This window comes from Chryseobacterium sp. VAUSW3 (assembly GCF_002205795.1).
Taxonomy (GTDB): domain Bacteria; phylum Bacteroidota; class Bacteroidia; order Flavobacteriales; family Weeksellaceae; genus Kaistella; species Kaistella yananensis.
This window is the reverse complement of sequence record NZ_NIUY01000003.1, coordinates 55,675-78,399: the sequence shown is the minus strand read 5'-3', so window position 1 is coordinate 78,399 and position 22,725 is coordinate 55,675. Positions and strand designations below refer to the sequence as shown.

The following is a 22,725-nucleotide window of genomic DNA, read 5'->3' as shown; positions in this document are numbered from 1 at the left end:
CTTTCGTAAAATAAAAAGCCGCTCAAGTCAATTGAACGGCTTTTTTTATGTAAAATCTGTGAGTATTACTCAGCAGCTTTTTCTTCTGTAGAGTCTGCAGCTTCTGCAGTTGGTTCTTCAGTTTTAGCATCAGCTTTTGCCGGAGCTTCCTTTACTTCAGCAGCAACTGCTTCAGCTTTAGGAGCGGCAGATCTTCTGCTTCTTCTTGTTGTTTTCTTTTCTTCAGCGTTCGGGTTGTAAAGTTCGTTGAAATCTACAAGCTCGATCATTGCAGTATCTGCAGCATCGCCTGGTCTGAATCCAGTTTTGATGATTCTGGTGTAACCACCGTTTCTTTCTGCAATTTTAGGAGCAACAGTTCTGAATAATTCAGTAACTGCTTCTTTGCTTTGCAGGTAAGAGAAAACTGTTCTTCTGTTGTGAGTTGTATCTTCTTTTGCTTTTGTTAAGATAGGTTCAACAAAAACTCTCAAAGCTTTCGCCTTAGCAACAGTTGTGTTGATTCTTTTATGCTCAATAAGAGAACAAGCCATATTAGAAAGTAATGCACTTCTGTGTGAAGCGGTTCTTCCTAAGTGATTGAATTTTTTACCGTGTCTCATTGTTTTTTATTTATCAGCGTCTAATTTATATTTAGCAACGTCGAAACCGAAGTTAAGACCTTTTGCATGCACTAATTCTTCTAATTCTGTTAAAGATTTTTTACCGAAATTTCTGAATTTCATCAAATCAGACTTAGTATAAGAAACCAGTTCTCCTAAAGTTTCCACTTCAGCAGCTTTCAAGCAGTTTAATGCTCTTACAGAAAGATCCATATCTGTTAATTTAGATTTAAGGAGCTGTCTTGTATGTAAAGTTTCTTCGTCGTATTGGATCGATGCTTTCACGGCTTCAGTTTCCAGGGTGATTCTCTCATCAGAGAACAACATGAAGTGATAAATTAATATCTTAGAAGCTTCTGTTAATGCATTTTGTGGGCTGATGGATCCATCAGTCTCAATATCCAAAACAAGTTTTTCGTAGTCTGTTTTTTGCTCTACACGATAGTTTTCAACACTATACTGCACTTTTTTGATAGGAGTAAAGATGGAGTCGATTGCAATGGTTCCGATAGGAGCGTTGCTGGATTTGTTTTGTTCTGAGGGAACATAACCTCTTCCTTTTTCGATATTGAAAGTGATTTCAAATTTCACATCTTTATTGAGAGTACAGATTACCAATTCCGGATTTAAAACATCAAATCCCTGAATTGATTTTCCTAAATCTCCTGCTGTTACAGTAGTTTGACCGGAAACTTTTGCTGTAACTGTTTCTGCAGTTGCAGATTCGGATTTAGCTTTAAGTCTTAATTGTTTCAGGTTCAGAATGATTTCTGTTACGTCTTCAATTACACCGGGAATTGTTGAAAATTCGTGCTCTACGCCTTCTATTTTAATAGATGAGATAGCATATCCTTCTAGAGAAGAAAGTAATACTCTCCTCAAAGCATTACCGATGGTAAGTCCGAAGCCTGGTTCTAATGGTCTGAATTCAAATTGACCTTTGAAATCATCAGAGTTAAGCAGGATTACTTTATCGGGTTTAATAAATGTTAAAATTGCCATATAATTTGGGGTTGAGCAAAAATTTGAAAAAAATTATTTAGAGTAAAGTTCGACGATCAACTGTTCTTTGATATCTTCCGGGATTTGGATTCTCTCCGGAGCTGATACGAAAGTACCTTGTTTTGTTTCGTCGTTGAACTGTAACCACTCATAGTTTGCTTTAGAAGCCAATGCATCAGTAATTACTTCCAGAGATTTAGATTTTTCTCTCACTGCAACTACATCACCAGCTTTAAGCAAATAAGAAGGAATGTTTACCAATTCTCCGTTTACAGTAATGTGTCTGTGAGATACCAATTGTCTTGCTCCTGCTCTTGTTTTTGCAAAACCAAGTCTGTAAACAACGTTATCTAATCTAGATTCACATAACTGCAACAGTACTTCACCTGTTACGCCTTTTGCTCTTTGCGCTTTTTCGTATAGGTTCGCAAATTGTCTTTCTAAAATACCGTAAGTATATTTAGCTTTTTGCTTTTCCATTAACTGGACAGCATATTCAGATTTTTTTGCTCCTCTTCTTTTGTTAACACCGTGTTGTCCCGGTGGTTGGTTTTTTCTTTTCTCGAAGTTCTTATCGTCTCCGTAGATTGCAGCACCAAATTTTCTTGCAATCTTAGTTTTAGGTCCAATATATCTTGCCATAATGGTAATTTCTAAAAATTATACTCTTCTTCTTTTCGGTGGTCTACATCCGTTGTGTGGCATTGGAGTCACATCTACGATTTCACTAACTTCAATTCCTGAATTGTGAATGGTTCTGATAGCAGATTCTCTACCTGCACCAGGACCTTTTACAAACACCTTTACTCTTCTAAGACCTGCATCGTGTGCAACTTGTGAGCAATTTTCAGCAGCCATTTGAGCTGCGAAAGGAGTATTCTTTTTAGAACCTCTGAATCCCATTTTTCCGGCAGATGCCCAAGAGATTACTTCTCCGTTTTTATTTGTCAAAGAAATGATGATATTGTTGAATGATGCCTGAATGTGTGCTTCGCCGATCGCTTCAACTTTTACTTTTCTTTTTTTAACAACTTTAGTCTGTTTTGCCATAATTCTTACCGATTATTTACTTGCTTTTTTCTTGTTAGCAACAGTTTTTCTCTTTCCTTTTCGGGTTCTAGAATTGTTTTTAGTTCTTTGGCCTCTTAAAGGTAATCCCAGTCTGTGACGTATTCCTCGTTGGCAACCAATATCCATCAATCGCTTGATGTTTAATTGAGTTTCAGAACGCAATTCACCTTCTACTTTAATGTTTTCAGTGATGTAGTTTCTGATCAATGCCAATTCATCGTCATTCCATTCGCTGACTTTCTTGTCTTCGCTGATGCCGGCTGCTTTCAGGATTTCGGATGAAGTGCTTCTTCCGATTCCGTAGATGTAAGTTAAGCCGATAACGCCTCTTTTGTTTTTTGGTAAATCAATACCGGAAATTCTCGCCATAATTTAATTTTAGCCTTGTCTTTGTTTAAATTTTGGGTTTTTCTTGTTGATTACAAACAGAACGCCTTTTCTGCGAACGATTTTGCAATCAGCACTTCTTTTTTTGATAGATGCTCTAACTTTCATTTGTTTTGGTTTAATTTTCCAACGGTTAGATGAACTCCAAGTGATTCCACCCCCTTTTGTTTAAATATTTAAATGACCAATAAAACCGAATGATTTTATTTAGTTTTCTTGTTATAATAATTTCCAGATTACTCTGTAATTAGTATCTAAATGTGATTCTTCCTTTCGATAAATCGTAAGGAGAAAGTTCTAACTTTACCTTATCACCAGGTAAAAGTTTAATGTAGTGCATACGCATTTTACCTGAGATATGAGCGATTAAGACATGCCCATTCTCAAGTTCAACGCGGAACTGCGCATTGGAAAGTGCTTCCGTAATAACGCCGTCTTGTTCTATATGTTTCTGTTTTGCCATTTATTAATTACAGGTTTGTTGTTCTGGATAATTTCGACTGCATCAACCCATCATAATGGTGGTTCAGCAAATACGTGTTGATCTGTTGAACTGTATCGAGGATTACCCCAACCATGATTAAAAGCGATGTACCCCCGAAAAACAGGGCAAATCTATCCGTCTGAACAAACGCTCCATGCACAATTGCAGGAAGGATTGCAAAGATAGCTAAAAATATTGAGCCGGGCAAAGTAATTTTTGAGAGAATATCATCCAGATAATCAGCGGTATCTTTACCGGGTCTTACCTTAGGAATCAGTCCACCGTTTCTCTTCAGATCATCTGCCATTTGATTCACCGGAATGGTAATCGCTGTGTAGAAGAATGAGAAGATAATAATTAACAGTGCAAACAATACATTATACTGCCAGCTGAATACATTTTTAAATCCTGCCAGGAAAGTGTTGGACTCATCAACTTTAGTTAAAAGTCCCGGAACAAACATTAAAGCCTGTGCAAAAATGATCGGCATTACTCCCGAAGCATTTACTTTAAGTGGAATCCACTGTCTTGCACCTTGCATTAAATTTCTGTTTGATCCGCCTCTTGCCTGCGCACGGCTTACATACTGAATAGGAATTTTTCTTACAGCTACTGAAAGGATGATTGCTAAAAGCACCACCAACATCCAGAATAAGACTTCAATTAAAATCATAATAGTCCCTAAACCGCCTTTACCGGTTTGTGTAGCAACCTCCTGAATAAATGCTCCCGGAAGATCTGCCAAGATCCCTACCATAATTAAGATTGAAATACCGTTTCCGATACCTTTATCTGTAATTTTTTCTCCTAACCACATTGCGAATACAGATCCTGCCACCAAAATTACGATACTTGGCAACCAGAACATAACCGATTCGGGATGCACGTAATATGCCGAACCGAACTGTGCGTGCGGTAAGAACATCTGCGTAATTGAAGTAAGGTAAGACGGTGCCTGTACCAAACAAACTGCAATCGTTAACCATCTTGTAATTTGGTTCAGTGTATTTCTGCCGCTTTCACCATCTTTCTGTAATTTCTGAAGGTAAGGAATTGCCATACCCATCAGCTGAACGATAATGGAAGCAGAAATATAAGGCATAATACCGAGTGCCATGATCGACGCCCGGCTGAATGCACCTCCCGTAAACGAAGAAAGCAACCCAAGAAGACCTGCTCCCTGCTTGTTGCCACCCTGGTTTTGGTAATGTTCCAAAAGATTCCCCACCTCGGCCATGTTAATGGCAGGTAGGGAAATATAAGATGCGAATCTATACACGAGGATCAACCCAAGGGTAAAAAGTATCTTCTCCCTAAGTTCCTTAAGACTCCAAATGTTTTTTAGTGTTTGTATAAATTCTTTCATTCGTGTAGATTAAAGAGTAATTGCTTTACCTCCTGCTTTAGCGATAGCTTCTTCAGCAGATTTTGTGAATTTGTGTGCAGAAATTGAAACTCCTGATTTCAATTCGCCTCTACCCATAATTTTCACGATTTCGCTCTTTTTAGCCAATCCGTTTTCTACTAAGATGTCTTTAGTAATTTCGGTGATGTTTTTCGCATCAGCCAAAAGTTGGATGGTATCAAGATTGATCGCTCTGTACTCTTTTCTGTTTACGTTATTGAAACCGAATTTAGGAAGTCTTCTTTGTAAAGGCATCTGTCCACCTTCGAATCCGATTTTCTGAGAATATCCGGCTCTGGCTTTCTGACCTTTGTGTCCTTTTGCTGAAGTACCACCTTTTCCGCTTCCCTGTCCTCTACCAAGTCTTTTTGAATTGTGAGTTGAACCCGATGCCGGTCTGATATTATTTAAATTCATTATTTTAAAATTAAAGGTTAAGGTTAAGGCAGAGGTTGAGCATTAACTCAACCTAATCCTTATCCTAAAAATTATTTTTGAACTTCTACTAAATGACTTACCGCAGCTACCATACCTAAGATAGATGGTGTAGCTTCGTGTTCAACAACTTGGTGAAGTTTTTTCAATCCTAATGCTTCAAGCGTTCTTTTTTGGGTTTTTGTTCTACCAATAGCGCTTTTTACTTGTTTTACCTGAATTTTTGCCATTGCTTTTATATTAACCGTTAAACACTTTACTTAATGAAACACCTCTAAGTTTTGCGATGTCCTCTGGTCTTCTGATATCCAACAATGCTTTGAAAGTAGCTTTCACCACGTTGTGCGGGTTAGATGAACCTTTAGATTTTGAAAGGATATCGTGTACACCTGCAGACTCCAATACCGCTCTTACCGCACCACCGGCGATAAGCCCTGTACCGTGAGAAGCTGGTCTTAAGAAGATATCAGCTCCACCGTATCTCGCAGAAGTCTGGTGAGGGATTGTGTGGTTGATTACCGGAACTTTCACTAAGTTTTTCTTTGCATCTTCTACAGCTTTAGCAATAGCGGAAGCAACTTCCTTAGATTTTCCTAAACCGAAACCTACGGTTCCTGCCTCGTCTCCTACAACTACAATTGCAGAAAATCCGAAAGCACGACCACCTTTGGTAACTTTGGTTACTCTGTTTACAGCAACGAGACGATCTTTAAGTTCTAATCCTCCCGGTTTTACTTTTTCTATATTATCTAGTCCTAACATATTTCCGAAATTTAATGATTAGAATTTTAGTCCGCCTTCTCTCGCACCGTCAGCAAGAGCTTTCACTCTACCGTGGTAAACGAATCCGTTTCTGTCGAACACTATATTTTCAATACCTGCAGCTTTAGCTTTTTCAGCGATTGCTTTACCTACTTCTGCAGAGATTTCTACTTTATTACCTTTTGCGTTAAGGCTTCTTGAAGAAGCTGATGCTAAAGTTTTACCTTGTTTATCGTCGATTAATTGCGCGTAAATTTCTTTATTGCTTTTGTAAACAGATAATCTTGGTAATTCTGAAGAACCGGAAATTTTCCCTCTTACTCTTCTTTTAATTCTATTTCTTTTTTCTAATTTGCTTAGTGCCATTTTCTTAAGTTTTAAAATTAAGCAGATTTACCAGCTTTACGTCTAACAATTTCTCCTACGAATCTAACTCCTTTTCCTTTGTATGGTTCAGGTTTTCTGAAAGATCTGATCTTTGCAGCAACCATCCCAAGAAGTTGTTTGTCGTGTGAAGACAAAGTAATAATAGGGTTTTTACCTTTTTCAGATAAAGTATCTAACGTAATTTCTTTTGGAAGGTCCATCACGATAGCGTGGGAGAATCCTAAAGCCATATCCAGTCTGTTACCTTGGTGTGATGCTCTGTAACCTACCCCTACAAGCTCCAATTGCTTAGTGAAGCCTTCAGATGTTCCAACGACCATATTGTGAATTAACGCTCTGTAAAGACCGTGTAATGCTTTATGTTGTTTTGAGTCGGACGGTCTTTCTAAAGTAAGTATTCCGTCTTCTTGTTTTAGAGTGATTCCTTCACTGATTTGCTGTGTAAGTTCGCCTTTCGGTCCTTTCACAGTTACTAAACCGTCTTTTTCGGTTATGGTAACATTAGCTGGAATTTCTATAATTGATTTACCAATTCTTGACATTTTCCTTTGATTAAAAATTAATAAACATAGCAGATTACCTCTCCACCTACTTTTTCTTGTCTAGCTTTTTTATCTGTCATTACTCCTTTAGAAGTTGAGATAATAGCAATACCCAAACCGTTCAATACTCTTGGAAGTTCTTCAGAACCTTTGTACTGTCTTAAACCTGGTCTTGAAGCTCTTTGAATGCTTTTGATTGCAGGTTTGTTGGTTTGTTTGTCGTACTTCAAAGCGATTTTGATATTTCCTTGAACAGCGCTATCTTCGAACTTGTAGTTCAGGATATAACCCTGGTCAAATAAAATTTTTGTAATCTCCTTTTTGATTTTCGATGCAGGAATATCCACCACTTTGTGGCCTGCGCTTTGTGCGTTCCTTACTCTGGTTAGGAAATCTGAAATTGGATCTGTTACCATTTTTCTATTTTAAATTATTGGTTTATGATAGTTAGTTTTGATTGAGATTCAAGAACCTAGACACAAGATTTAAGACTTACATCCTGGCTCTTGCTTCTTGGCTCTTGATTCTAACAATCAACTTTACTATCTCGATTGTTCTAAATTGTTACCAACTTGCTTTTTTCACTCCCGGGATCAAACCTGCGTTTGCCATTTCGCGGAAAGTTACTCTAGAAATACCGAAAGTTCTCATGTAACCTCTTGGTCTTCCTGTTAATTTACATCTGTTGTGTAATCTTACTGGTGAAGCGTCTTTCGGCAATTTTTGTAATGCTTCGTAATCTCCGGCTTCTTTCAAAGCTTTTCTTTTCTCGGCATATTTTGCTACTGTAGCTTCTCTTTTGCGCTCACGCGCTTTCATTGATTCTTTAGCCATCTTTTAGTTCTTTTTGAAAGGTAAACCGAAGTGAGTTAATAATGCTTTTGCTTCTTTGTCAGTTTTCGCGGTAGTAACGAAAGTAATGTCCATCCCTTGGATTTTTTTTACTTTGTCAATTACGATTTCAGGGAAAATGATTTGTTCAGTGATTCCCAAGTTGTAATTTCCTCTACCATCAAAACCATCAGCTTTAATACCAGAGAAATCTCTGATTCGTGGTAAAGCTGAAGAAGTAAGACGATCTAAGAACTCATACATTTGGTTAGCTCTTAAAGTTACTCTTGCTCCTACTGGCATTCCTTTTCTTAGTTTGAAAGCTGCCTCATCTTTCTTAGAGATTGTACCAACTGCTTTTTGGCCGGTGATTGCGGTAAGTTCTTCAACTGCATAATCCACAATTTTTTTATCGGCTGTAGCAGCTCCTAAACCTTGCGAAATAACGATTTTTTCTAATTTAGGTACCTGCATTACAGATTTGTACCCAAATTCTTCCATCATCGCAGGAACAATTTTCTCTTTATAATTTTGTTTTGGTCTTGCTATATATTGCATCGTCTTTTTAATTATAAGGTTTCACCGGTTGTTTTGGCAACTCTTACTTTCTTATCACCTTCCACTTTTACTCCAGTTTTGGTAGCTTTACCATTTTTGTCGATAAGTGCTACGTTTGAAATATGGATAGATGCTTCTTTTTCTACAATTCCGCCTTGTGGGTTTGCTGCTGAAGGTTTAGTATGTTTTTTAACGATATTTAAACCTGCAACGATCACTCTAGCGTCTTTGCCTTCTTTTCTGATCACTTCAATAACTTCACCTTTTTTACCTTTGATTTCTTTTCTTCCGGTAGTGATGATTACGTTATCTCCTCTTTTGATTTTTAACTTTGTCATTTTCTGTAAATTTTAAAATTAAAGTACTTCAGGAGCTAATGAAATGACTTTCATATATTCTTTATCTCTTAGTTCACGAGCAACGGGTCCGAATACACGGGTTCCTCTCATTTCTCCAGCTGCGTTAAGAAGAACACAAGCGTTATCGTCGAATTTGATGTATGACCCATCTTTTCTTCTTACTGCTTTTTTAGTTCTTACAACTACTGCTTTAGAAACGGTTCCTTTTTTAGCGTTTCCTTGTGGTGTAGAATCTTTGATAGTCACTACGATTTTATCACCAACTGAAGCATATCTTCTTCTGGTTCCTCCCAGAACTCTGATCACTAGTACTTCTTTTGCACCTGTGTTATCAGCAACTTTTAATCTTGATTCGGTTTGTAACATTACTTAGCTTTTTCAATGATTCGTACTAATCTCCATCTTTTACTTTTACTTAAAGGTCTTGTTTCAGTAATTAATACTGTATCGCCTTCAGTACACTCGTTGTTTTCGTCGTGAGCGGTATATTTTTTCGTTTTTAGAACGAATTTACCGTACATCGGGTGCTTTACTCTGGTAGTTTCACTTACAACAATGGTTTTTTCCATTTTATTGCTGGAAACAATTCCGATTCTTTCTTTTCTTAAATTTCTATCCATGATAAAATGAAATTCTTATTGTTGTTTTAGTGTTAATTCAGTTTCTAGACGAGCGATAGTTTTTCTCAGGTCTTTGATTTGAATTGGATTTTCAATCGGGCTGATTGCGTGTGCCAATTTCAATTTGTTGAAATCTGCTTTAGCTTCAGCTAATTTGTTCTGGATATCTCCTGCGCTTAGATTTTTGATGTCAGCTTTTTTCATAATAATTTAAGATTATTGAGGTTGAACAAAATCGTTAGCGACTACAAATTTGGTAACTACCGGTAATTTTTGTGCGGCAAGTCTTAGTGCTTCTTTCGCTACATCGTAAGGAACACCACCTACTTCGAACATAATTTTTCCTGGTTTTACTACAGATACCCAATATTCTACGGCACCTTTACCTTTACCCATACGTACTTCGGCTGGCTTCTTGGTGATAGGTTTATCCGGGAAGATTTTGATCCATAGTTGACCTTCTCTTTTCATATATCTTGTAGCAGCGATACGAGCTGCTTCAATTTGTCTTGCAGTGATCCAAGCTCCTTCAGTTGCTTTGATACCGAAAGTTCCGTAAGCAAGTTGATTCCCTCTTTGGGCAATCCCCTTCATTTTCATCTTGTGAACTTTACGGAATTTGGTTCTTTTTGGTTGTAACATAATTTCTTAAATTTTAGATTTTAGATTTTAGCTTTTAAAAAAGTAACGGTCATTTAAAACTGTCCTCTAAAATTTTATTAATTATTTTCTTTCTCTTGGTCTTCTGTCTCCTCTATCGCCTCTATCGTTTCTCTCACCTCTTCCTCCAGATGCTTTCTTTTGTTGGCCTACTAATGGGGATAAGTCTCTTTTTCCGTAAACTTCTCCTTTCATAATCCAAACTTTCACACCTAGTTTTCCGTACTGAGTCAATGCTTCACCGATATGATAATCGATATCTGCACGGAAAGTTGACAATGGGATTCTTCCTTCTTTGAAAGATTCGCTTCTTGCCATCTCAGCTCCGTTCAATCTTCCAGAAATCTGAACTTTGATTCCTTCCGCTCCCATTCTCATGGTGCTTTGAATTGCCATTTTCACGGCTCTTCTGTAAGAAATACGGTTTTCGATTTGTTTTGCGATGCTGTCAGCAACCAATACAGCGTCCAGTTCAGGTCTTTTGATTTCGAAGATATTGATTTGGATATCCTTATCGGTGATCTTTTTCAATTCTTCTTTTAATTTATCAACTTCCTGTCCTCCTTTACCGATGATTAATCCCGGTCTAGCGGTAGTGATGGTTACTGTTACTAATTTTAGGGTTCTTTCAATATAAATTTTTGAAATACCACCTTTAGATAATCTAGCTTCAAGGTATCTTCTGATTTTGTAATCTTCAGCGATTCTGTCGCCATAGTTTTTACCACCAAACCAGTTCGAATCCCATCCTCTGATGATACCTAATCTGTTACCAATTGGATTTGTCTTCTGTCCCATACCTTGATTATTTATTGTCTTTAGTACCTAAAATTAGTGTAATGTGGTTCGATCTTTTTCTGATTCTGTGTCCTCTACCTTGTGGTGCAGGTCTCAGTCTCTTCAATTGTCTAGCACTATCAACCATAATTTCTTTTACGATTAAGTTTGCTTCTTCGATATCCGCTCCTTCATTTTTAGCTTGCCAGTTTGCCATTGCAGAAAGAAGAACTTTCTCCAATTTGTTGGAAGCTTCTTTTTTAGAAAACTTAAGGATAGCTAAAGCTTTATCTACTTCTACTCCTCTGATGATATCAGCAACTAATCTCATCTTTCTTGGAGAAGATGGGCAATCATTATGTAACGCTTTTGCTACATCTTGGTTTGCTATTTTACGTGCTAATGCACTTTCTCTTTTTCTTGATCCCATGATTATCTACCTCCTTTATTTTTGTTACCACCGTGACCTCTGAAAGATCTTGTCGGAGAAAATTCGCCTAACTTGTGACCAACCATGTTTTCGGTTACATAAACTGGGATAAAAGATTTCCCGTTGTGTACTGCGATGGTTTGTCCTACGAAGTCCGGAGAGATCATTGACGCTCGAGACCAAGTTTTAATTACTGTCTTTTTATTAGACTCTATGTTTGCCTGAACCTTCTTATCTAAAGTATGATGAATGAAAGGTCCTTTCTTAAGTGATCTTGCCATAATTATTTTCTTTTAGATACGATAAATCGGTTAGACGCTTTGTTTTTCTTTCTAGTTTTGTAACCTTTAGCCGGTTTACCGTTTCTAGATCTTGGGTGACCTCCTGAAGAACGTCCTTCACCACCTCCCATTGGGTGATCAACTGGGTTCATTACTACTGGTCTTGTTCTAGGTCTTCGTCCCAACCATCTGCTTCTACCTGCTTTACCAGATACGGTAAGTTGGTGGTCGCCATTAGAAACAGATCCGATCATAGCCATACACTCAGTAAGAACCATTCTGGATTCTCCTGAAGGTAATTTTACGATTGCATATTTACCGTCTCTTGAAGTTAATTGCGCTGAAGATCCTGCACTTCTTGCCATTACCGCACCTTGACCAGGTTTTAGTTCGATACAAGATACCACAGTACCTAAAGGAATATTCTTCAACTTCATTGCATTACCTACGTTAGGTTCTGCAGCCTCCGCAGCCATTACTTTCTGGTCTACTTTGATACCGTTTGGAGCGATGATGTATCTCTTCTCTCCGTCTGCGTACTCAACTAGCGCGATGAAAGCCGTTCTGTTCGGATCGTACTCTACAGTTTTTACCGTTCCTTCAACATCAAACTTGTTTCTTTTGAAGTCGATAATTCTGTACTTTTGTTTGTGTCCACCTCCGGTGTAACGCATGGTCATTTTACCAGTATTGTTACGACCACCTGACTTTTTAATACCAACGGTTAGAGACTTCTCTGGTTTATTGGTAGTAATTTCCTCAAAGTTGTTTACAACTCTGAATCTCTGTCCCGGGGTGATAGGTTTTAATTTTCTAACAGACATTACTATTGTTTATAATTAATTAATTCGTTGCAAAAATATCAATTACTTCACCTTCTGCAAGGGAAACAACTGCTTTCTTCATTTTGTTGGTTTTCCCAACCTGTAATCCTTTTTTGGTGTATTTCGATGAAACTTTAGGAGCGTAAATCATTGTTCTTACGTCTGCTACTTTTACACCATAAGCATCTTCTACAGCTTTTTTGATCTGGATTTTATTCGCTTTTGTATTCACAAAAAAAGAATAAGCTCCTCTCAAATCGGTAAGATAGTTTGCTTTTTCTGAAATGATTGGTTTAATAATAATAGACATGATTTATTTTCTTAAGTTTTCCTGAAATTTCTCGATAGCACCTTCTAAAAATACAATCTCTCCAGCATTTACTAAATCATAAGAACTGATCTCGTTATAAGTCAATACTTTAGTTTTAGGTAAGTTTCTTGATGACAGATATACATTTTTGTTAGCTTCCGGTAAAATGTAAAGAGATTTTTTACCTTCAAATCCTAATGCATTGTTCAGTGTGATAAATTCTTTAGTTTTTGGAGCTTCAAAGTTGAAAGCTTCTAAAACTTTAATAGAATTGTCTCTCATTTTCTGAGAAAGCACAGATTTTTTCGCTAATCTTTTCAAAGCTTTGTTCAATTTGAATCTGTAGTCTCTTGGTTTTGGACCGAAAACTCTACCTCCACCTCTGAATGTAGGAGATTTGATATCCCCGTATCTTGCAGATCCAGATCCTTTTTGCTTTTTAAGCTTTTTAGTAGAAGCTGTAATTTCGCTTCTTTCTTTTGATTTATGTGTCCCTTGTCTTTGTGCAGCAAGGTATTGTTTCACTTCTAAGTAAACCGCGTGCTGATTTGGCTCAATTCCGAAGATTGCCTCGTCTAACTGAACTGTTCTTCCGGTTTCTTTTCCTGATGTATTGAATACTACTAGTTCCATTTTCTGATAATTACATAAGAATTTTTTGCTCCCGGAACAGCACCTTTTACTACTAAAAGATTTTGTTCTTCATCTACTCTTAACACTTGAAGGTTTTGTACAGTAACTTGCTTACCTCCCATTCTACCTGCCATACGCATTCCTTTGAATACTCTTGACGGGTCGGATCCTGCACCGATAGAACCAGGAGCTCTTAATCTGTTGTGCTGTCCGTGAGTCGCTTGCATTACCCCACCGAAGTTGTGTCTTTTAACAACCCCTTGGAAACCTTTACCTTTTGAAGTTCCTGTAACGTCAACAAATTCGCCTTCTGCGAACAAATCAACTTTCACTTCATCTCCAACGCTTAATTTGTCTACGAATTCATTATAGAATTCCACCAATTTAGCTTTTGGAGCAGAACCAGCCTTCTTGAAGTGGCCGGCTAACGCTTTACCAACGTTCTTTTCACTCTTGTCATCGAAACCAAGTTGAGCAGCTTTGTACCCATCTTTTTCTACGGTTCTGACCTGTAAAACCGAGCAAGGACCAGCTTGAATAACTGTACATGGCATGTTTTTGCCATTTTCGTCAAACAAGGAAGTCATCCCGATTTTTTTACCAATAATACCTGACATTATTTATATATTATATTAAGTTCACGTTTGTCAATCGAGGTTTAGGTGATTTCTATTTCTGAAATAGGCATACTTCTTCCCTAAATTGAGTGTGCAAATGTATGAAGTTTTTTTGAATTGACAAACAGTGAGTTAAAAATATTTTGCGAAAAATGCAAAAAATTTCAGCGCCTGCTGAAGTTCTGAAGTCATTGATTATGAAAGCAAAAGGATTTCGCTTAAATTGGGTGGAAAATGTCTTTTTCTAGGTCCGGAAGCGTTTATTTATTCGAGCCCAGTTCCTGCCCATATATAATTTAAAATCAATGCAATCAAAAACGCAGAGTTCCAGCTGCAGCTGTTGCCCATTCGGAAAAACGGTCAAAGAAATTTTTGTTTTGTTCGTTATCCATTTTAATTGATTTTTATTTCGATGATAAAAAAAGAAATACTATGCTAAATTTCTATGGAAGTTATTCAGAAAGAGAACATTACAAAAGATTCCCTCTTTGTTCGACACGGACGTTAAATATTTAATTACTAATCAGGATAACTAATTTTAAGACTTAATTCCAAAGGGTTATTATATTTTCTGATTCGATATCGCTCTGCGGTTTCGTAGGCGCGGAATTTTTGCTCATTGTCGATCTTTGTTCCGTCTTCGGTGATCAGCGGACTTTTTTTATAATCAATTTCCCGCGTAATGAGGGTTTGCAAGGGTGATTTATAATGCTGAAGGAGCATCTTCTCATATTGTGCGTAAGAAATTTCAACCGGTTTTATGAACTGATTGTTATACCACAGGTCGACGACGGACGTTTCTTTTATCAATTGAGAACGGATGAGTTTAAAGCTGAAATTATTGCCGTCATCGCTCAATTCAGCGATCAATCCCGGAAGTCCGGAGAATTTGTGAGGACCTTCCTGCAAGGGAATTTCAGCAGCAAACCAAGCTTCCCAATTTCTGCCGCTCCACGTCGTTGTTGCCTTCTGTAGTTTCAGGTTGCCTAACCTTTTGGTTTCCTGATGTATTTTCCAGTTCTGAGACGGTTGGTCTTTCATTAAAAAACTGTCAAATCCTTTAAATGTGATGGTAGAAACTTTGCCACCTTTTCTGTCCCTGGACAAAAGGTCCGTCATCTTTCCTTCGAACCCAAAAGGTTGATTGGCTTTTTGAAGCGAATCTGCAATAAAATACTTACGTTCGTAGAAATAGGATTTATCGGAGTTTACATCCAGATGAAAGTAGGCTTTTTTTGTCAGCGTATCTTCAGCACTTAATTTATATTGATAATCGTAAATAAAGCGGTGGGTTTGGGCATAGAAACCAACAGAAATGAGCATAAAGGCAGCGTACAGATTCTTCATTCATTATATTTGTGATGTAAATCTATAAAAAAATTCCCTTTTCTTGCGAAAAGGGAATTTCTATCATAGCATAGTAGCTTCTGGCTGAAGGCTAATAGCGCTTGGCTAAAAGCAAGCCGCCAAAATCACACTTTAATTTCTACGTCAACTCCTGAAGGAAGCTCTAATTTCATTAGGGCATCTACAGTTTTAGAAGAAGAAGAATAGATGTCCATCAATCTCTTGTGAGCTGAAAGCTGGAACTGCTCTCTTGCCTTCTTGTTTACGTGCGGAGATCTCAACACGGTGAAGATTCTCTTGTTAGTTGGCAATGGAATTGGTCCGTTTACAACAGCACCAGTCGCTTTTACCGTTCTCACGATTTTCTCAGCAGATTTGTCTACCAAATTGTAATCGTAAGATTTTAATTTTATTCTGATTCTTTGTGACATTTTAATCTAAATTTTAATATTAACCTCTTGCTTTAGCGATTACGTCTTCGGCAACGTTTGTAGGTGCTGCTTCGTATTTTTCAAATTCCATAGAAGAAGTTGCTCTACCTGAAGATAGGGTTCTAAGTGAGGTTACGTATCCGAACATTTCAGAAAGTGGAACGAATGCTTTAATTACTTTCGCGTTATTTCTGTCGTCCATACCGTTTACAGTACCTCTTCTTCTGTTCAAATCTCCTACGATGTCTCCCATATATTCTTCCGGAGTTACAACCTCCAGTTTCATAATTGGTTCCATGATCACAGGCTTAGCTTTCTTACCAGCTTCTTTGAAGCCCATCTTAGCAGCAAGTTCGAAGGAAAGTTGGTCAGAATCCACTGGGTGGAAAGACCCGTCTTTCAATACTACTTTGATACCATCGATTTCGAATCCAGCAAGTGGACCGTTTTTCATCGCTTCTTTGAAACCTTTTTCTACTGCAGGTACGAATTCTTTTGGAATGTTACCCCCTTTGATTTCATTTACGAATTCAAGACCAGCTTTGTTATCTTCTGCAGGACCAATTTCAAATACAATATCTGCAAATTTACCTCTACCACCAGATTGTTTTTTATAAACTTCTCTATGGTTAGCAACCATGGTAAGGTTTTCTTTGTATTCTACTTGAGGTTGACCTTGGTTTACTTCAACTTTGAACTCTCTTCTCATACGGTCAACAATAATGTCGAGGTGCAGCTCACCCATACCGGAAATGATTGTTTGTCCAGAAGCTTCGTCAGTTTTCACTGTGAAAGTAGGATCTTCTTCTGCTAATTTAGCAAGAGCGTTACCCATTTTATCTTGGTCAGCTTTAGTTTTTGGTTCAACAGCGATACCGATTACTGGATCAGGGAAAACCATAGATTCTAGAACGATTGGGTTCTTTTCGTCTGATAATGTATCTCCAGTTTTGATATCTTTAAAACCTACAGCAGCACCAATATCTCCAGCTTCAATAACTTCTACTGGATTTTGCTTGTTAGCGTGCATTTGGTAGATTCTAGAAATTCTTTCTTTGTTACCAGATCTTGTGTTCAATACATAAGATCCCGCATCTAGTTTCCCGGAATACGCTCTAAAGAATGCTAATCTTCCTACGAAAGGATCAGTTGCAATTTTAAATGCTAATGCGGAGAATGGTTCGTTTACGTCTGGTTTTCTAGTAATTTCAGCGTCTGTTCTTGGATCAGTTCCTTTGATATCGTCTTTATCCATTGGAGAAGGAAGATATTTACAAACTGCATCAAGCATGAACTGAACTCCTTTATTTTTGAATGAAGAGCCACAAGTCATCGGGATGATAGACAAATCGATGGTTGCTTTTCTTAATGCTTCGTTGATTTCTTCTTCAGAGATAGAATCTGGATCTTCGAAGAATTTCTCCATCAAAGTTTCGTCGTAATCAGCTACTGCTTCTACTAGTTTTTCTCTGTAAAGCAAAACATCCTCTTTCATATCATCAGGAATTGGAACTACTTCGAAAGTAGCACCTTGTCCTGCTTCATCCCAAACGATTGCTCTGTTTTTGATAAGGTCTACAACCCCTTTGAAATCTTCTTCAGCACCGATTGGTAAAACGATTGGAACTGCGTTAGATCCTAACATCTCTTTAACCTGGTTTACCACGTTAAGGAAGTCAGCACCTTGTCTGTCCATTTTGTTTACGAATCCCATACGTGCAACTTTGTAGTTGTCCGCAAGTCTCCAGTTGGTTTCAGATTGTGGTTCAACGCCGTCTACTGCAGAGAAAAGGAATACCAAACCATCTAGTACACGAAGAGAACGGTTTACCTCTACGGTAAAGTCAACGTGTCCCGGTGTATCGATAATATTAAAGTGGTATCCTTTAGTTTCAGGAAGAGTTTTTCCCTGATCGGTTGGGAAGTTCCAAGTACAGGTAGTTGCTGCAGAAGTAATAGTAATACCTCTTTCAGCTTCTTGTTCCATCCAGTCCATTGTAGAAGCACCTTCGTGAACCTCTCCGATTTTGTGGGTTTTACCTGTGTAAAACAAAATTCTTTCTGTTGTGGTGGTTTTACCTGCATCAATGTGAGCAGCAATACCGATATTTCTTGTAAATTTAAGATCTCTTGCCATTTCAGATTAGAATTTAAAGTGTGAAAATGCTTTGTTAGCTTCAGCCATTCTGTGCGTATCAGTTTTTTTCTTGAACGCAGCACCTTCTTCTTTTGCAGCAGCGATAACTTCAGCAGCTAATTTCTGAGCCATTGATTTATCGTTTCTTGCTTTCGAATATTTGATTAACCATTTCATTGCCATAGAAATTTTTCTATCTGCTCTGATTGGCATAGGAATTTGGAAGTTTGCACCACCGATTCTTCTTGAACGTACTTCTACGTGAGGCATTACGTTGGTTAAAGCATCTTTCCAGATTTCCAAAGAAGTTTTTTCATTATCTCCTTTTTTGCTTTCTACGATATCTAAAGCATCATAGAAAATTTTGAATGCGATAGATTTTTTACCGTCTAACATCAAATTGTTTACAAATCTCGTTACCAGCTGATCATTAAATTTAGGATCCGGTAACAACGGTCTTTTTTTCGCTTTCGTCTTTCTCATTGTTTCGTTTCTTTAAAAATTAATGATTACTTTTTCTTACCTTTTGCTGGTGCTGCAGCTGCCTGACCTGGTTTTGGTCTCTTAGCTCCGTACTTAGATCTTCTCTGAGTTCTTCCGTTTACTCCTGCGGTATCCAAAGCTCCACGAACAATGTGATAACGTACTCCCGGTAGGTCTTTCACCCTTCCTCCGCGTACCAATACTATCGAGTGCTCTTGAAGATTGTGTCCTTCGCCCGGGATATAAGCGTTGACTTCTTTACCGTTAGAAAGTCTTACCCTTGCAACTTTTCTAAGTGCAGAGTTAGGTTTCTTCGGGGTGGTAGTATATACTCTTGTACATACACCTCGTCTTTGTGGACAGGAATCAAGTGCAGCCGATTTACTCTTCTTGGTAAGTGCGACTCTTCCTTTTCTAACTAATTGTTGAATAGTAGGCATTTAATTGCTTTTTATTTTAGGGTGCAAAAGTAAGTAATATTTTTTAATCCGCAATAGGTTATCACTAAATATCTTACATAATTAATATTGCACAGGCTATATATAATGTTGTGACGCTCAATATGCTTCGATTATAATTAAATTAAACTCCTAGCGATCAAATCGAAGTCTAAGTTGCGAGGTATATAAAACCTGTGTTTTATCCTTAATTGTGTCATACTTCAACCATTTGATCTGCGGATTTACAGTGCCTCCGATAGACTGCTTCCACTCTCCTTTCTGTTTGTTAGTATGTTGATAGGTAAAAGATCTGTTGAGCACAGGAATATGATATACCGTAACATTCTTTATCTCTTTTTCATCATCAAAAAGATATTTTCTATTCTTAAACTCTGGCATCTGAAGTTCGATTATTCTTTTATTCTTAAGATAATTTTCCGGACTTTTCAGACTGTAAGCCGTTAAAAATATCAGAAAAAAAACGGCAGCCCTGAAAATAAATTTATCTGACTGTAAATCTTTGAAGTAAATAATCAGAAAAGAAAACGCGATACAAAAATTGGCTGCAGCAAGCATTCTTACATTCAGTTCCTCAATCTGCTGATAAAATCCAGAGATAAACATGGTAACCGTATAGATTCCGGCAATAATCCACAGCAGATAATGAAATTCCATCTGCAGGTTATCTTTTTTACGCTTCACCAACTTTACAAAATACCGCAGCAGCAATAAGTCGATTAACATAAGCCCCACTTGAAAAGCAATACTTATGATACTGTTAGAAGCCGGTTTAATTCCTATGAAAGGATCTATCACATTCACCATCGCCAGGATATTGCGCAAAACATAAACCGGATAAATCTGTGCAGGTGCTCCGCGCAGATGTTCCCCGGTGAAACTTCCGTACATTAAATAATTAAAAGCGAGGTACGCCAAAATTCCGGCGCCCGAAAACACCAAAACTTTTAAAACATCCTTTTGGAACTCGAAAAGCCGTCTTCTAAAAAGCATCCAAAGCCAAAAAATTCCAGTGCCCAAATAAATATAGATTCCAGAATAACGAACCGTAAATAATAAGATCAGGATTGCAGAAGCACAAAATACGAAATGTGTTGAACTGATTTTTTCCTGAAATCGCTCATGAAAAAGATAAAACAGAAAATAAAGCAGAAAAAGAAAAGGCCCTTCAGAAATCACCAAATTAAAGGCGAAAAAAAAGGTTTTAGCTGCAAAAAGCAAAACCGTTTCCCGGAAATAAAATTTCTTTACATCGGAAAATACCAGAATAATGATCACCATCGAAATATTCAGCATTTTGCCTGCCCAGAAATAATCCTGAAAAACGAAATGAAAAATCTTTATTAGAAACGGAAATCCCAACGGGAAAAGGTTGGTTTTCAATTCCGGTAAATCTGAAGCGATTCCAAAATAAGACAAACTGTCGGCCCCAATTCCGCCAGTGGGCAGAAAAAAAGACTGAAAAAAATAGATGACTATTACTGCAACAGCCAAAAACACATACTTTCTCATAACAGCGTAATCATTCTTTGCCGCAAATATGCAAATTTTTAATATCGTATCCCGCGTGTTTTAAGTTTTAATATATATTTGTAAACCAAAAAACACAGCATCTTTGAAGAAATTTCTATTTTTTTTATTCTTGTCGCAGCTATGTTTTTCGCAGAAGTGGAGCATTTCATTTGCGGAAAGAACAGCGCTCATCAATATTTACAACAGCACTTCCGGTGATCAGTGGAGCCAGAAATGGGATATGGATAAAGACCCCAAAAACTGGTATGGAGTACAAATTAAAAACGGAAATGTAACCGAAATTAACCTTCGCGGCAATGCTTTGAAAGGAAATTTCCCCACCATTTCAGGTTTTTCTAAATTACAGAAACTGGATTTGAGCTCCAATCAGCTTTCCGGAGAAATTTCTCCGTCGGTGGCTTCACTGAGCAATCTTGTCCGTCTCGACATCAGCAACAACCGTTTAACAGGCGATCCTACCTCGCAAATTCTTCCGCTTTCGAATTTGTCAGAACTTTCTCTCGGTAATAATCAGTTCACTTTTGTTGATATTGATGCTTTTCTGCAGAATTTCAGCGGAATTAAAGTTTTGGATTTATCGCGCACGGGCCTTACATCAATTCCACAGAAAATTTCATCATTGGCTCATCTTGAATCGCTCAATTTAAGCAACAATACACTGACTCAAAATTTCAGTAATTTATCTCCGCTTGTTCAACTCACCGATCTTAATCTTTCAGGAAACCAACTCACAAAAATCCCATCAGAAATAGGATCACTAAATTCTTTACGCACCCTCGAGGTAAGCAATAATAAGTTTTCCGCAAATTACGCATCAGCTTTACCAAATCTTAAAAACCTGGAATGGCTTTCTCTTCAAAACAATCAAATAACAGAATTTCCGGCCGAATTATCGCAACTGAAAAATTTGGTTCATCTAAATATGTCCGGCAATAAAATCTCCGGCGGTTTCGAAAGCCTTTTGATTTTAAAGAATCTGGAGCAGATTTATCTCGACAACAATTTAATTTCAGGCAATTTCCCTACCACCTTGCTTCAACTGGAAAAACTGCAGATGCTCTCTCTTACCGGTAATAAACTTTCGGGTGAAATCCCTGAAAACATTCCGCCGCTTACGTTTCTGGAAAACAATAGATATTCAAGACAGAACATCAAAAATTTTATTCTGAGAGAAAAAAAACTGGCAGATTTTACGTATTCGCCCCAAAGATACGATGAACCAAAAACCGTTTACGCCTCACTGGGAACTCCGGTAGCTATTTCTCAATCCATATCCGGAGATGATTATGCTTTTGCATGGTTTAAGGATTTAGACAAAAAAACACCAGTGACCACAGAAACCTTCCATATCAATAATGTAGAAGACGAAGATTTCAGCACTTACACCTGCGAAGCCTATGTTTTTGAAGAACTGCCGAAAGAACTGATGGAAATATCATTTTTTCGTGAGCCTGTAATTTTAGCTAGAGAATTGGGAACTGAAGAAATCAACCGCAATTTAAGTGTATATCCAAATCCGACAAAAGATTTCATCAACATCAAAACCAATAAAATAAATATTGAAAAAATATTTATTTTCGATTTGAGCGGTAAGCTACTCTTCACCTCGTCCGAACGAAGGATTAACGTGAGTAATTTGCCGGCGTCAACCTATATTCTTTCTGTTAAAACTCCTGATTCGGTAAAATCGTTTAAGTTTATAAAACTTTAAATTCTTACTCATAGCTAAACTCAATCGCTGATATTTTGTAAGACATAAAGGGTTTCGTAACTTTGTTAAAAGTAAAAAAATTATGAAAAACGCTACGATCATTGGGCTGCAGGAAAAAGACTGCAAAGCCATCGCCGAAAAATTAAACGAATTGCTTGCCAACTATTCTGTATTCTATCAAAATACGCGTGGCGCACACTGGAACATTAAAGGAAATGATTTCTTTACACTTCATCCAAAATTCGAGGAACTTTACAATAACTTAGTTCTTAAAATTGATGAAATTGCGGAAAGAATCCTTACACTTGGTGCAGTGCCTAACCATAATTATTCCGACTATCTAAAACTTTCAACAATTAAAGAAAGTATTGAAGTATCTGATGGTACCAAATGTGTAGAAAACATTTTGGCTTCTTTTAAAACTGTCATCGATCTTCAGCGCGAAATTCTGGACATGACAGAAAAAGCTGGGGATGAAGGTACAAACTCGCAGATGAGCGACTACATCACCGAACAGGAAAAAGAAGTTTGGATGTACAATTCGTACCTCGGTAAATAAATAAGCAACAAATCTTGTTTAAAAATCGTCTGTTTTAGGGCGATTTTTTTGTTTTGAATCTTTACATTTGTTAAAGATAATTTCCCAAA

Annotated in this window: 36 protein-coding genes; 2 read left to right on the top strand and 34 right to left on the bottom strand. The window is 37.5% G+C overall.

The window, feature by feature from the left end:
• Positions 1–65: 65 nt before the first annotated feature.
• From rplQ to CDW55_RS09935, 34 genes are all read right to left on the bottom strand, one after another.
• Entirely contained in the window at positions 66–602 is a 537-nt protein-coding gene (gene rplQ, locus CDW55_RS10100) for a 50S ribosomal protein L17 (RefSeq protein WP_088469645.1), read from the bottom strand.
• A 6-nt stretch (positions 603–608) separates the two neighbouring features.
• Positions 609–1,604, bottom strand: coding sequence for a DNA-directed RNA polymerase subunit alpha (locus tag CDW55_RS10095; protein ID WP_088469644.1), 996 nt, complete (start codon positions 1,602–1,604; stop codon positions 609–611).
• Between the two features lie 33 nt (positions 1,605–1,637).
• On the bottom strand, positions 1,638–2,246 hold the full coding sequence (gene rpsD / locus CDW55_RS10090) for a 30S ribosomal protein S4 (protein WP_088469643.1): 609 nt from the start codon (positions 2,244–2,246) through the stop codon (positions 1,638–1,640).
• 18 nt (positions 2,247–2,264) lie between these two features.
• Positions 2,265–2,654: a 30S ribosomal protein S11 gene (gene rpsK / locus CDW55_RS10085; protein WP_088469642.1), complete on the bottom strand. Its 390-nt coding sequence runs from the start codon at positions 2,652–2,654 to the stop codon at positions 2,265–2,267.
• 12 nt (positions 2,655–2,666) lie between these two features.
• Positions 2,667–3,044 (bottom strand): 30S ribosomal protein S13, encoded by a 378-nt coding sequence (gene rpsM / locus CDW55_RS10080; protein WP_088469641.1) that lies wholly within the window; start codon positions 3,042–3,044, stop codon positions 2,667–2,669.
• A gap of 9 nt (positions 3,045–3,053) precedes the next feature.
• Entirely contained in the window at positions 3,054–3,170 is a 117-nt protein-coding gene (gene rpmJ / locus CDW55_RS10075) for a 50S ribosomal protein L36 (protein ID WP_007839480.1), read from the bottom strand.
• Positions 3,171–3,309: 139 nt separating this feature from the next.
• Positions 3,310–3,525 (bottom strand): translation initiation factor IF-1, encoded by a 216-nt coding sequence (infA, locus tag CDW55_RS10070; RefSeq protein WP_031503426.1) that lies wholly within the window; start codon positions 3,523–3,525, stop codon positions 3,310–3,312.
• Positions 3,526–3,532: 7 nt separating this feature from the next.
• Positions 3,533–4,912: a preprotein translocase subunit SecY gene (gene secY / locus CDW55_RS10065; protein WP_088469640.1), complete on the bottom strand. Its 1,380-nt coding sequence runs from the start codon at positions 4,910–4,912 to the stop codon at positions 3,533–3,535.
• 9 nt (positions 4,913–4,921) lie between these two features.
• Positions 4,922–5,368: a 50S ribosomal protein L15 gene (gene rplO, locus CDW55_RS10060; RefSeq protein ID WP_088469639.1), complete on the bottom strand. Its 447-nt coding sequence runs from the start codon at positions 5,366–5,368 to the stop codon at positions 4,922–4,924.
• Positions 5,369–5,439: 71 nt separating this feature from the next.
• Entirely contained in the window at positions 5,440–5,616 is a 177-nt protein-coding gene (gene rpmD, locus CDW55_RS10055; protein WP_088469638.1) for a 50S ribosomal protein L30, read from the bottom strand.
• 10 nt (positions 5,617–5,626) lie between these two features.
• The gene (rpsE, locus tag CDW55_RS10050) at positions 5,627–6,148 is read right to left on the bottom strand and encodes a 30S ribosomal protein S5 (RefSeq protein ID WP_088469637.1); all 522 of its coding nucleotides are present in this window, start codon (positions 6,146–6,148) and stop codon (positions 5,627–5,629) included.
• Between the two features lie 18 nt (positions 6,149–6,166).
• On the bottom strand, positions 6,167–6,514 hold the full coding sequence (gene rplR, locus CDW55_RS10045) for a 50S ribosomal protein L18 (RefSeq protein ID WP_088469636.1): 348 nt from the start codon (positions 6,512–6,514) through the stop codon (positions 6,167–6,169).
• A 17-nt stretch (positions 6,515–6,531) separates the two neighbouring features.
• Positions 6,532–7,077 carry a 50S ribosomal protein L6 gene (rplF, locus tag CDW55_RS10040; RefSeq protein ID WP_088469635.1) on the bottom strand — a complete coding sequence of 182 codons (546 nt, stop codon included), beginning with the start codon at positions 7,075–7,077 and terminating at the stop codon, positions 6,532–6,534.
• 17 nt (positions 7,078–7,094) lie between these two features.
• Positions 7,095–7,493, bottom strand: coding sequence for a 30S ribosomal protein S8 (rpsH, locus tag CDW55_RS10035; protein WP_055041716.1), 399 nt, complete (start codon positions 7,491–7,493; stop codon positions 7,095–7,097).
• A gap of 148 nt (positions 7,494–7,641) precedes the next feature.
• Positions 7,642–7,911: a 30S ribosomal protein S14 gene (gene rpsN, locus CDW55_RS10030; RefSeq protein WP_031503409.1), complete on the bottom strand. Its 270-nt coding sequence runs from the start codon at positions 7,909–7,911 to the stop codon at positions 7,642–7,644.
• A gap of 3 nt (positions 7,912–7,914) precedes the next feature.
• The gene (gene rplE, locus CDW55_RS10025) at positions 7,915–8,466 is read right to left on the bottom strand and encodes a 50S ribosomal protein L5 (protein ID WP_055041717.1); all 552 of its coding nucleotides are present in this window, start codon (positions 8,464–8,466) and stop codon (positions 7,915–7,917) included.
• Positions 8,467–8,477: 11 nt separating this feature from the next.
• Entirely contained in the window at positions 8,478–8,804 is a 327-nt protein-coding gene (gene rplX / locus CDW55_RS10020) for a 50S ribosomal protein L24 (RefSeq protein WP_055041718.1), read from the bottom strand.
• 18 nt (positions 8,805–8,822) lie between these two features.
• Positions 8,823–9,191, bottom strand: a complete 369-nt coding sequence (gene rplN / locus CDW55_RS10015) for a 50S ribosomal protein L14 (RefSeq protein ID WP_031503404.1) — start codon at positions 9,189–9,191, stop codon at positions 8,823–8,825.
• A complete protein-coding gene (gene rpsQ / locus CDW55_RS10010; protein ID WP_088263399.1) occupies positions 9,191–9,448 on the bottom strand; it encodes a 30S ribosomal protein S17 in 258 nt (85 codons plus the stop codon). The genes rplN and rpsQ overlap by 1 nt, the downstream gene beginning before the upstream one ends.
• Positions 9,449–9,460: 12 nt before the next feature.
• Positions 9,461–9,649, bottom strand: a complete 189-nt coding sequence (gene rpmC / locus CDW55_RS10005) for a 50S ribosomal protein L29 (protein ID WP_055041719.1) — start codon at positions 9,647–9,649, stop codon at positions 9,461–9,463.
• A gap of 12 nt (positions 9,650–9,661) precedes the next feature.
• The gene (rplP, locus tag CDW55_RS10000; RefSeq protein ID WP_031503399.1) at positions 9,662–10,087 is read right to left on the bottom strand and encodes a 50S ribosomal protein L16; all 426 of its coding nucleotides are present in this window, start codon (positions 10,085–10,087) and stop codon (positions 9,662–9,664) included.
• An 81-nt stretch (positions 10,088–10,168) separates the two neighbouring features.
• The gene (gene rpsC, locus CDW55_RS09995) at positions 10,169–10,903 is read right to left on the bottom strand and encodes a 30S ribosomal protein S3 (protein WP_055041720.1); all 735 of its coding nucleotides are present in this window, start codon (positions 10,901–10,903) and stop codon (positions 10,169–10,171) included.
• Positions 10,904–10,910: 7 nt separating this feature from the next.
• Positions 10,911–11,312 (bottom strand): 50S ribosomal protein L22, encoded by a 402-nt coding sequence (rplV, locus tag CDW55_RS09990; protein WP_031503600.1) that lies wholly within the window; start codon positions 11,310–11,312, stop codon positions 10,911–10,913.
• Positions 11,313–11,314: 2 nt separating this feature from the next.
• The gene (gene rpsS / locus CDW55_RS09985; RefSeq protein WP_028122169.1) at positions 11,315–11,593 is read right to left on the bottom strand and encodes a 30S ribosomal protein S19; all 279 of its coding nucleotides are present in this window, start codon (positions 11,591–11,593) and stop codon (positions 11,315–11,317) included.
• Between the two features lie 2 nt (positions 11,594–11,595).
• The gene (gene rplB, locus CDW55_RS09980; protein ID WP_088469634.1) at positions 11,596–12,417 is read right to left on the bottom strand and encodes a 50S ribosomal protein L2; all 822 of its coding nucleotides are present in this window, start codon (positions 12,415–12,417) and stop codon (positions 11,596–11,598) included.
• A gap of 19 nt (positions 12,418–12,436) precedes the next feature.
• The gene (gene rplW, locus CDW55_RS09975) at positions 12,437–12,727 is read right to left on the bottom strand and encodes a 50S ribosomal protein L23 (protein WP_088469633.1); all 291 of its coding nucleotides are present in this window, start codon (positions 12,725–12,727) and stop codon (positions 12,437–12,439) included.
• A 3-nt stretch (positions 12,728–12,730) separates the two neighbouring features.
• Positions 12,731–13,360 carry a 50S ribosomal protein L4 gene (gene rplD / locus CDW55_RS09970; RefSeq protein WP_055041723.1) on the bottom strand — a complete coding sequence of 210 codons (630 nt, stop codon included), beginning with the start codon at positions 13,358–13,360 and terminating at the stop codon, positions 12,731–12,733.
• Entirely contained in the window at positions 13,351–13,977 is a 627-nt protein-coding gene (gene rplC, locus CDW55_RS09965; protein WP_088469632.1) for a 50S ribosomal protein L3, read from the bottom strand. Before rplC ends, rplD begins: the two co-directional genes overlap by 10 nt.
• A 519-nt stretch (positions 13,978–14,496) precedes the next feature.
• Positions 14,497–15,324, bottom strand: coding sequence for a GLPGLI family protein (locus CDW55_RS09960; protein ID WP_088469631.1), 828 nt, complete (start codon positions 15,322–15,324; stop codon positions 14,497–14,499).
• Between the two features lie 125 nt (positions 15,325–15,449).
• The gene (gene rpsJ / locus CDW55_RS09955) at positions 15,450–15,755 is read right to left on the bottom strand and encodes a 30S ribosomal protein S10 (RefSeq protein WP_031503579.1); all 306 of its coding nucleotides are present in this window, start codon (positions 15,753–15,755) and stop codon (positions 15,450–15,452) included.
• Positions 15,756–15,774: 19 nt separating this feature from the next.
• Complete coding sequence (fusA, locus tag CDW55_RS09950; RefSeq protein WP_088469630.1) at positions 15,775–17,892, bottom strand: elongation factor G; 2,118 nt, start codon at positions 17,890–17,892, stop codon at positions 15,775–15,777.
• 6 nt (positions 17,893–17,898) lie between these two features.
• The gene (gene rpsG, locus CDW55_RS09945; protein ID WP_055041728.1) at positions 17,899–18,375 is read right to left on the bottom strand and encodes a 30S ribosomal protein S7; all 477 of its coding nucleotides are present in this window, start codon (positions 18,373–18,375) and stop codon (positions 17,899–17,901) included.
• Positions 18,376–18,401: 26 nt separating this feature from the next.
• Positions 18,402–18,815: a 30S ribosomal protein S12 gene (rpsL, locus tag CDW55_RS09940; protein WP_031503575.1), complete on the bottom strand. Its 414-nt coding sequence runs from the start codon at positions 18,813–18,815 to the stop codon at positions 18,402–18,404.
• Positions 18,816–18,965: 150 nt separating this feature from the next.
• Positions 18,966–20,345: a hypothetical protein gene (locus tag CDW55_RS09935; protein WP_088469629.1), complete on the bottom strand. Its 1,380-nt coding sequence runs from the start codon at positions 20,343–20,345 to the stop codon at positions 18,966–18,968.
• Positions 20,346–20,448: 103 nt separating this feature from the next.
• Between CDW55_RS09935 and CDW55_RS09930 the strand changes: the two genes are divergently transcribed.
• Both CDW55_RS09930 and CDW55_RS09925 read left to right on the top strand, forming a co-directional pair.
• Positions 20,449–22,077: a leucine-rich repeat domain-containing protein gene (locus tag CDW55_RS09930; RefSeq protein WP_143756217.1), complete on the top strand. Its 1,629-nt coding sequence runs from the start codon at positions 20,449–20,451 to the stop codon at positions 22,075–22,077.
• An 82-nt stretch (positions 22,078–22,159) separates the two neighbouring features.
• Positions 22,160–22,636: a Dps family protein gene (locus CDW55_RS09925; protein ID WP_088469627.1), complete on the top strand. Its 477-nt coding sequence runs from the start codon at positions 22,160–22,162 to the stop codon at positions 22,634–22,636.
• Positions 22,637–22,725: the final 89 nt, after the last annotated feature.

Bases quoted from the DNA above. Each gene is read 5' to 3' on its own strand.
- fusA (WP_088469630.1), bottom strand. From the start codon at position 17,892: ATGGCAAGAGATCTTAAATTTACAAGAAATATCGGTATTGCTGCTCAC.
- rplV (WP_031503600.1), bottom strand. From the start codon at position 11,312: ATGGGATCAAGAAAAAGAGAAAGTGCATTAGCACGTAAAATAGCAAAC.
- rpsG (WP_055041728.1), bottom strand. From the start codon at position 18,375: ATGAGAAAGACGAAAGCGAAAAAAAGACCGTTGTTACCGGATCCTAAA.
- infA (WP_031503426.1), bottom strand. From the start codon at position 3,525: ATGGCAAAACAGAAACATATAGAACAAGACGGCGTTATTACGGAAGCA.
- rpsM (WP_088469641.1), bottom strand. From the start codon at position 3,044: ATGGCGAGAATTTCCGGTATTGATTTACCAAAAAACAAAAGAGGCGTT.
- rpmJ (WP_007839480.1), bottom strand. From the start codon at position 3,170: ATGAAAGTTAGAGCATCTATCAAAAAAAGAAGTGCTGATTGCAAAATC.
- CDW55_RS10095 (WP_088469644.1), bottom strand. From the start codon at position 1,604: ATGGCAATTTTAACATTTATTAAACCCGATAAAGTAATCCTGCTTAAC.
- rpsS (WP_028122169.1), bottom strand. From the start codon at position 11,593: ATGGCAAGATCACTTAAGAAAGGACCTTTCATTCATCATACTTTAGAT.
- rpsE (WP_088469637.1), bottom strand. From the start codon at position 6,148: ATGTTAGGACTAGATAATATAGAAAAAGTAAAACCGGGAGGATTAGAA.
- rplE (WP_055041717.1), bottom strand. From the start codon at position 8,466: ATGCAATATATAGCAAGACCAAAACAAAATTATAAAGAGAAAATTGTT.
- rplR (WP_088469636.1), bottom strand. From the start codon at position 6,514: ATGGCACTAAGCAAATTAGAAAAAAGAAATAGAATTAAAAGAAGAGTA.
- rplN (WP_031503404.1), bottom strand. From the start codon at position 9,191: ATGTTACAAACCGAATCAAGATTAAAAGTTGCTGATAACACAGGTGCA.
- rpsH (WP_055041716.1), bottom strand. From the start codon at position 7,493: ATGGTAACAGATCCAATTTCAGATTTCCTAACCAGAGTAAGGAACGCA.
- rpmD (WP_088469638.1), bottom strand. From the start codon at position 5,616: ATGGCAAAAATTCAGGTAAAACAAGTAAAAAGCGCTATTGGTAGAACA.
- rplF (WP_088469635.1), bottom strand. From the start codon at position 7,077: ATGTCAAGAATTGGTAAATCAATTATAGAAATTCCAGCTAATGTTACC.
- rpsJ (WP_031503579.1), bottom strand. From the start codon at position 15,755: ATGTCACAAAGAATCAGAATAAAATTAAAATCTTACGATTACAATTTG.
- CDW55_RS09960 (WP_088469631.1), bottom strand. From the start codon at position 15,324: ATGAAGAATCTGTACGCTGCCTTTATGCTCATTTCTGTTGGTTTCTAT.
- CDW55_RS09925 (WP_088469627.1), top strand. From the start codon at position 22,160: ATGAAAAACGCTACGATCATTGGGCTGCAGGAAAAAGACTGCAAAGCC.
- rplW (WP_088469633.1), bottom strand. From the start codon at position 12,727: ATGTCTATTATTATTAAACCAATCATTTCAGAAAAAGCAAACTATCTT.
- rpsL (WP_031503575.1), bottom strand. From the start codon at position 18,815: ATGCCTACTATTCAACAATTAGTTAGAAAAGGAAGAGTCGCACTTACC.
- rplO (WP_088469639.1), bottom strand. From the start codon at position 5,368: ATGAATTTAAATAATATCAGACCGGCATCGGGTTCAACTCACAATTCA.
- rplC (WP_088469632.1), bottom strand. From the start codon at position 13,977: ATGTCAGGTATTATTGGTAAAAAAATCGGGATGACTTCCTTGTTTGAC.
- rplQ (WP_088469645.1), bottom strand. From the start codon at position 602: ATGAGACACGGTAAAAAATTCAATCACTTAGGAAGAACCGCTTCACAC.
- CDW55_RS09935 (WP_088469629.1), bottom strand. From the start codon at position 20,345: ATGAGAAAGTATGTGTTTTTGGCTGTTGCAGTAATAGTCATCTATTTT.
- rpsN (WP_031503409.1), bottom strand. From the start codon at position 7,911: ATGGCTAAAGAATCAATGAAAGCGCGTGAGCGCAAAAGAGAAGCTACA.
- rplX (WP_055041718.1), bottom strand. From the start codon at position 8,804: ATGACAAAGTTAAAAATCAAAAGAGGAGATAACGTAATCATCACTACC.
- rplP (WP_031503399.1), bottom strand. From the start codon at position 10,087: ATGTTACAACCAAAAAGAACCAAATTCCGTAAAGTTCACAAGATGAAA.
- rplB (WP_088469634.1), bottom strand. From the start codon at position 12,417: ATGTCTGTTAGAAAATTAAAACCTATCACCCCGGGACAGAGATTCAGA.
- rplD (WP_055041723.1), bottom strand. From the start codon at position 13,360: ATGGAACTAGTAGTATTCAATACATCAGGAAAAGAAACCGGAAGAACA.
- secY (WP_088469640.1), bottom strand. From the start codon at position 4,912: ATGAAAGAATTTATACAAACACTAAAAAACATTTGGAGTCTTAAGGAA.
- rpsK (WP_088469642.1), bottom strand. From the start codon at position 2,654: ATGGCAAAACAGACTAAAGTTGTTAAAAAAAGAAAAGTAAAAGTTGAA.
- rpsD (WP_088469643.1), bottom strand. From the start codon at position 2,246: ATGGCAAGATATATTGGACCTAAAACTAAGATTGCAAGAAAATTTGGT.
- rpmC (WP_055041719.1), bottom strand. From the start codon at position 9,649: ATGAAAAAAGCTGACATCAAAAATCTAAGCGCAGGAGATATCCAGAAC.
- rpsC (WP_055041720.1), bottom strand. From the start codon at position 10,903: ATGGGACAGAAGACAAATCCAATTGGTAACAGATTAGGTATCATCAGA.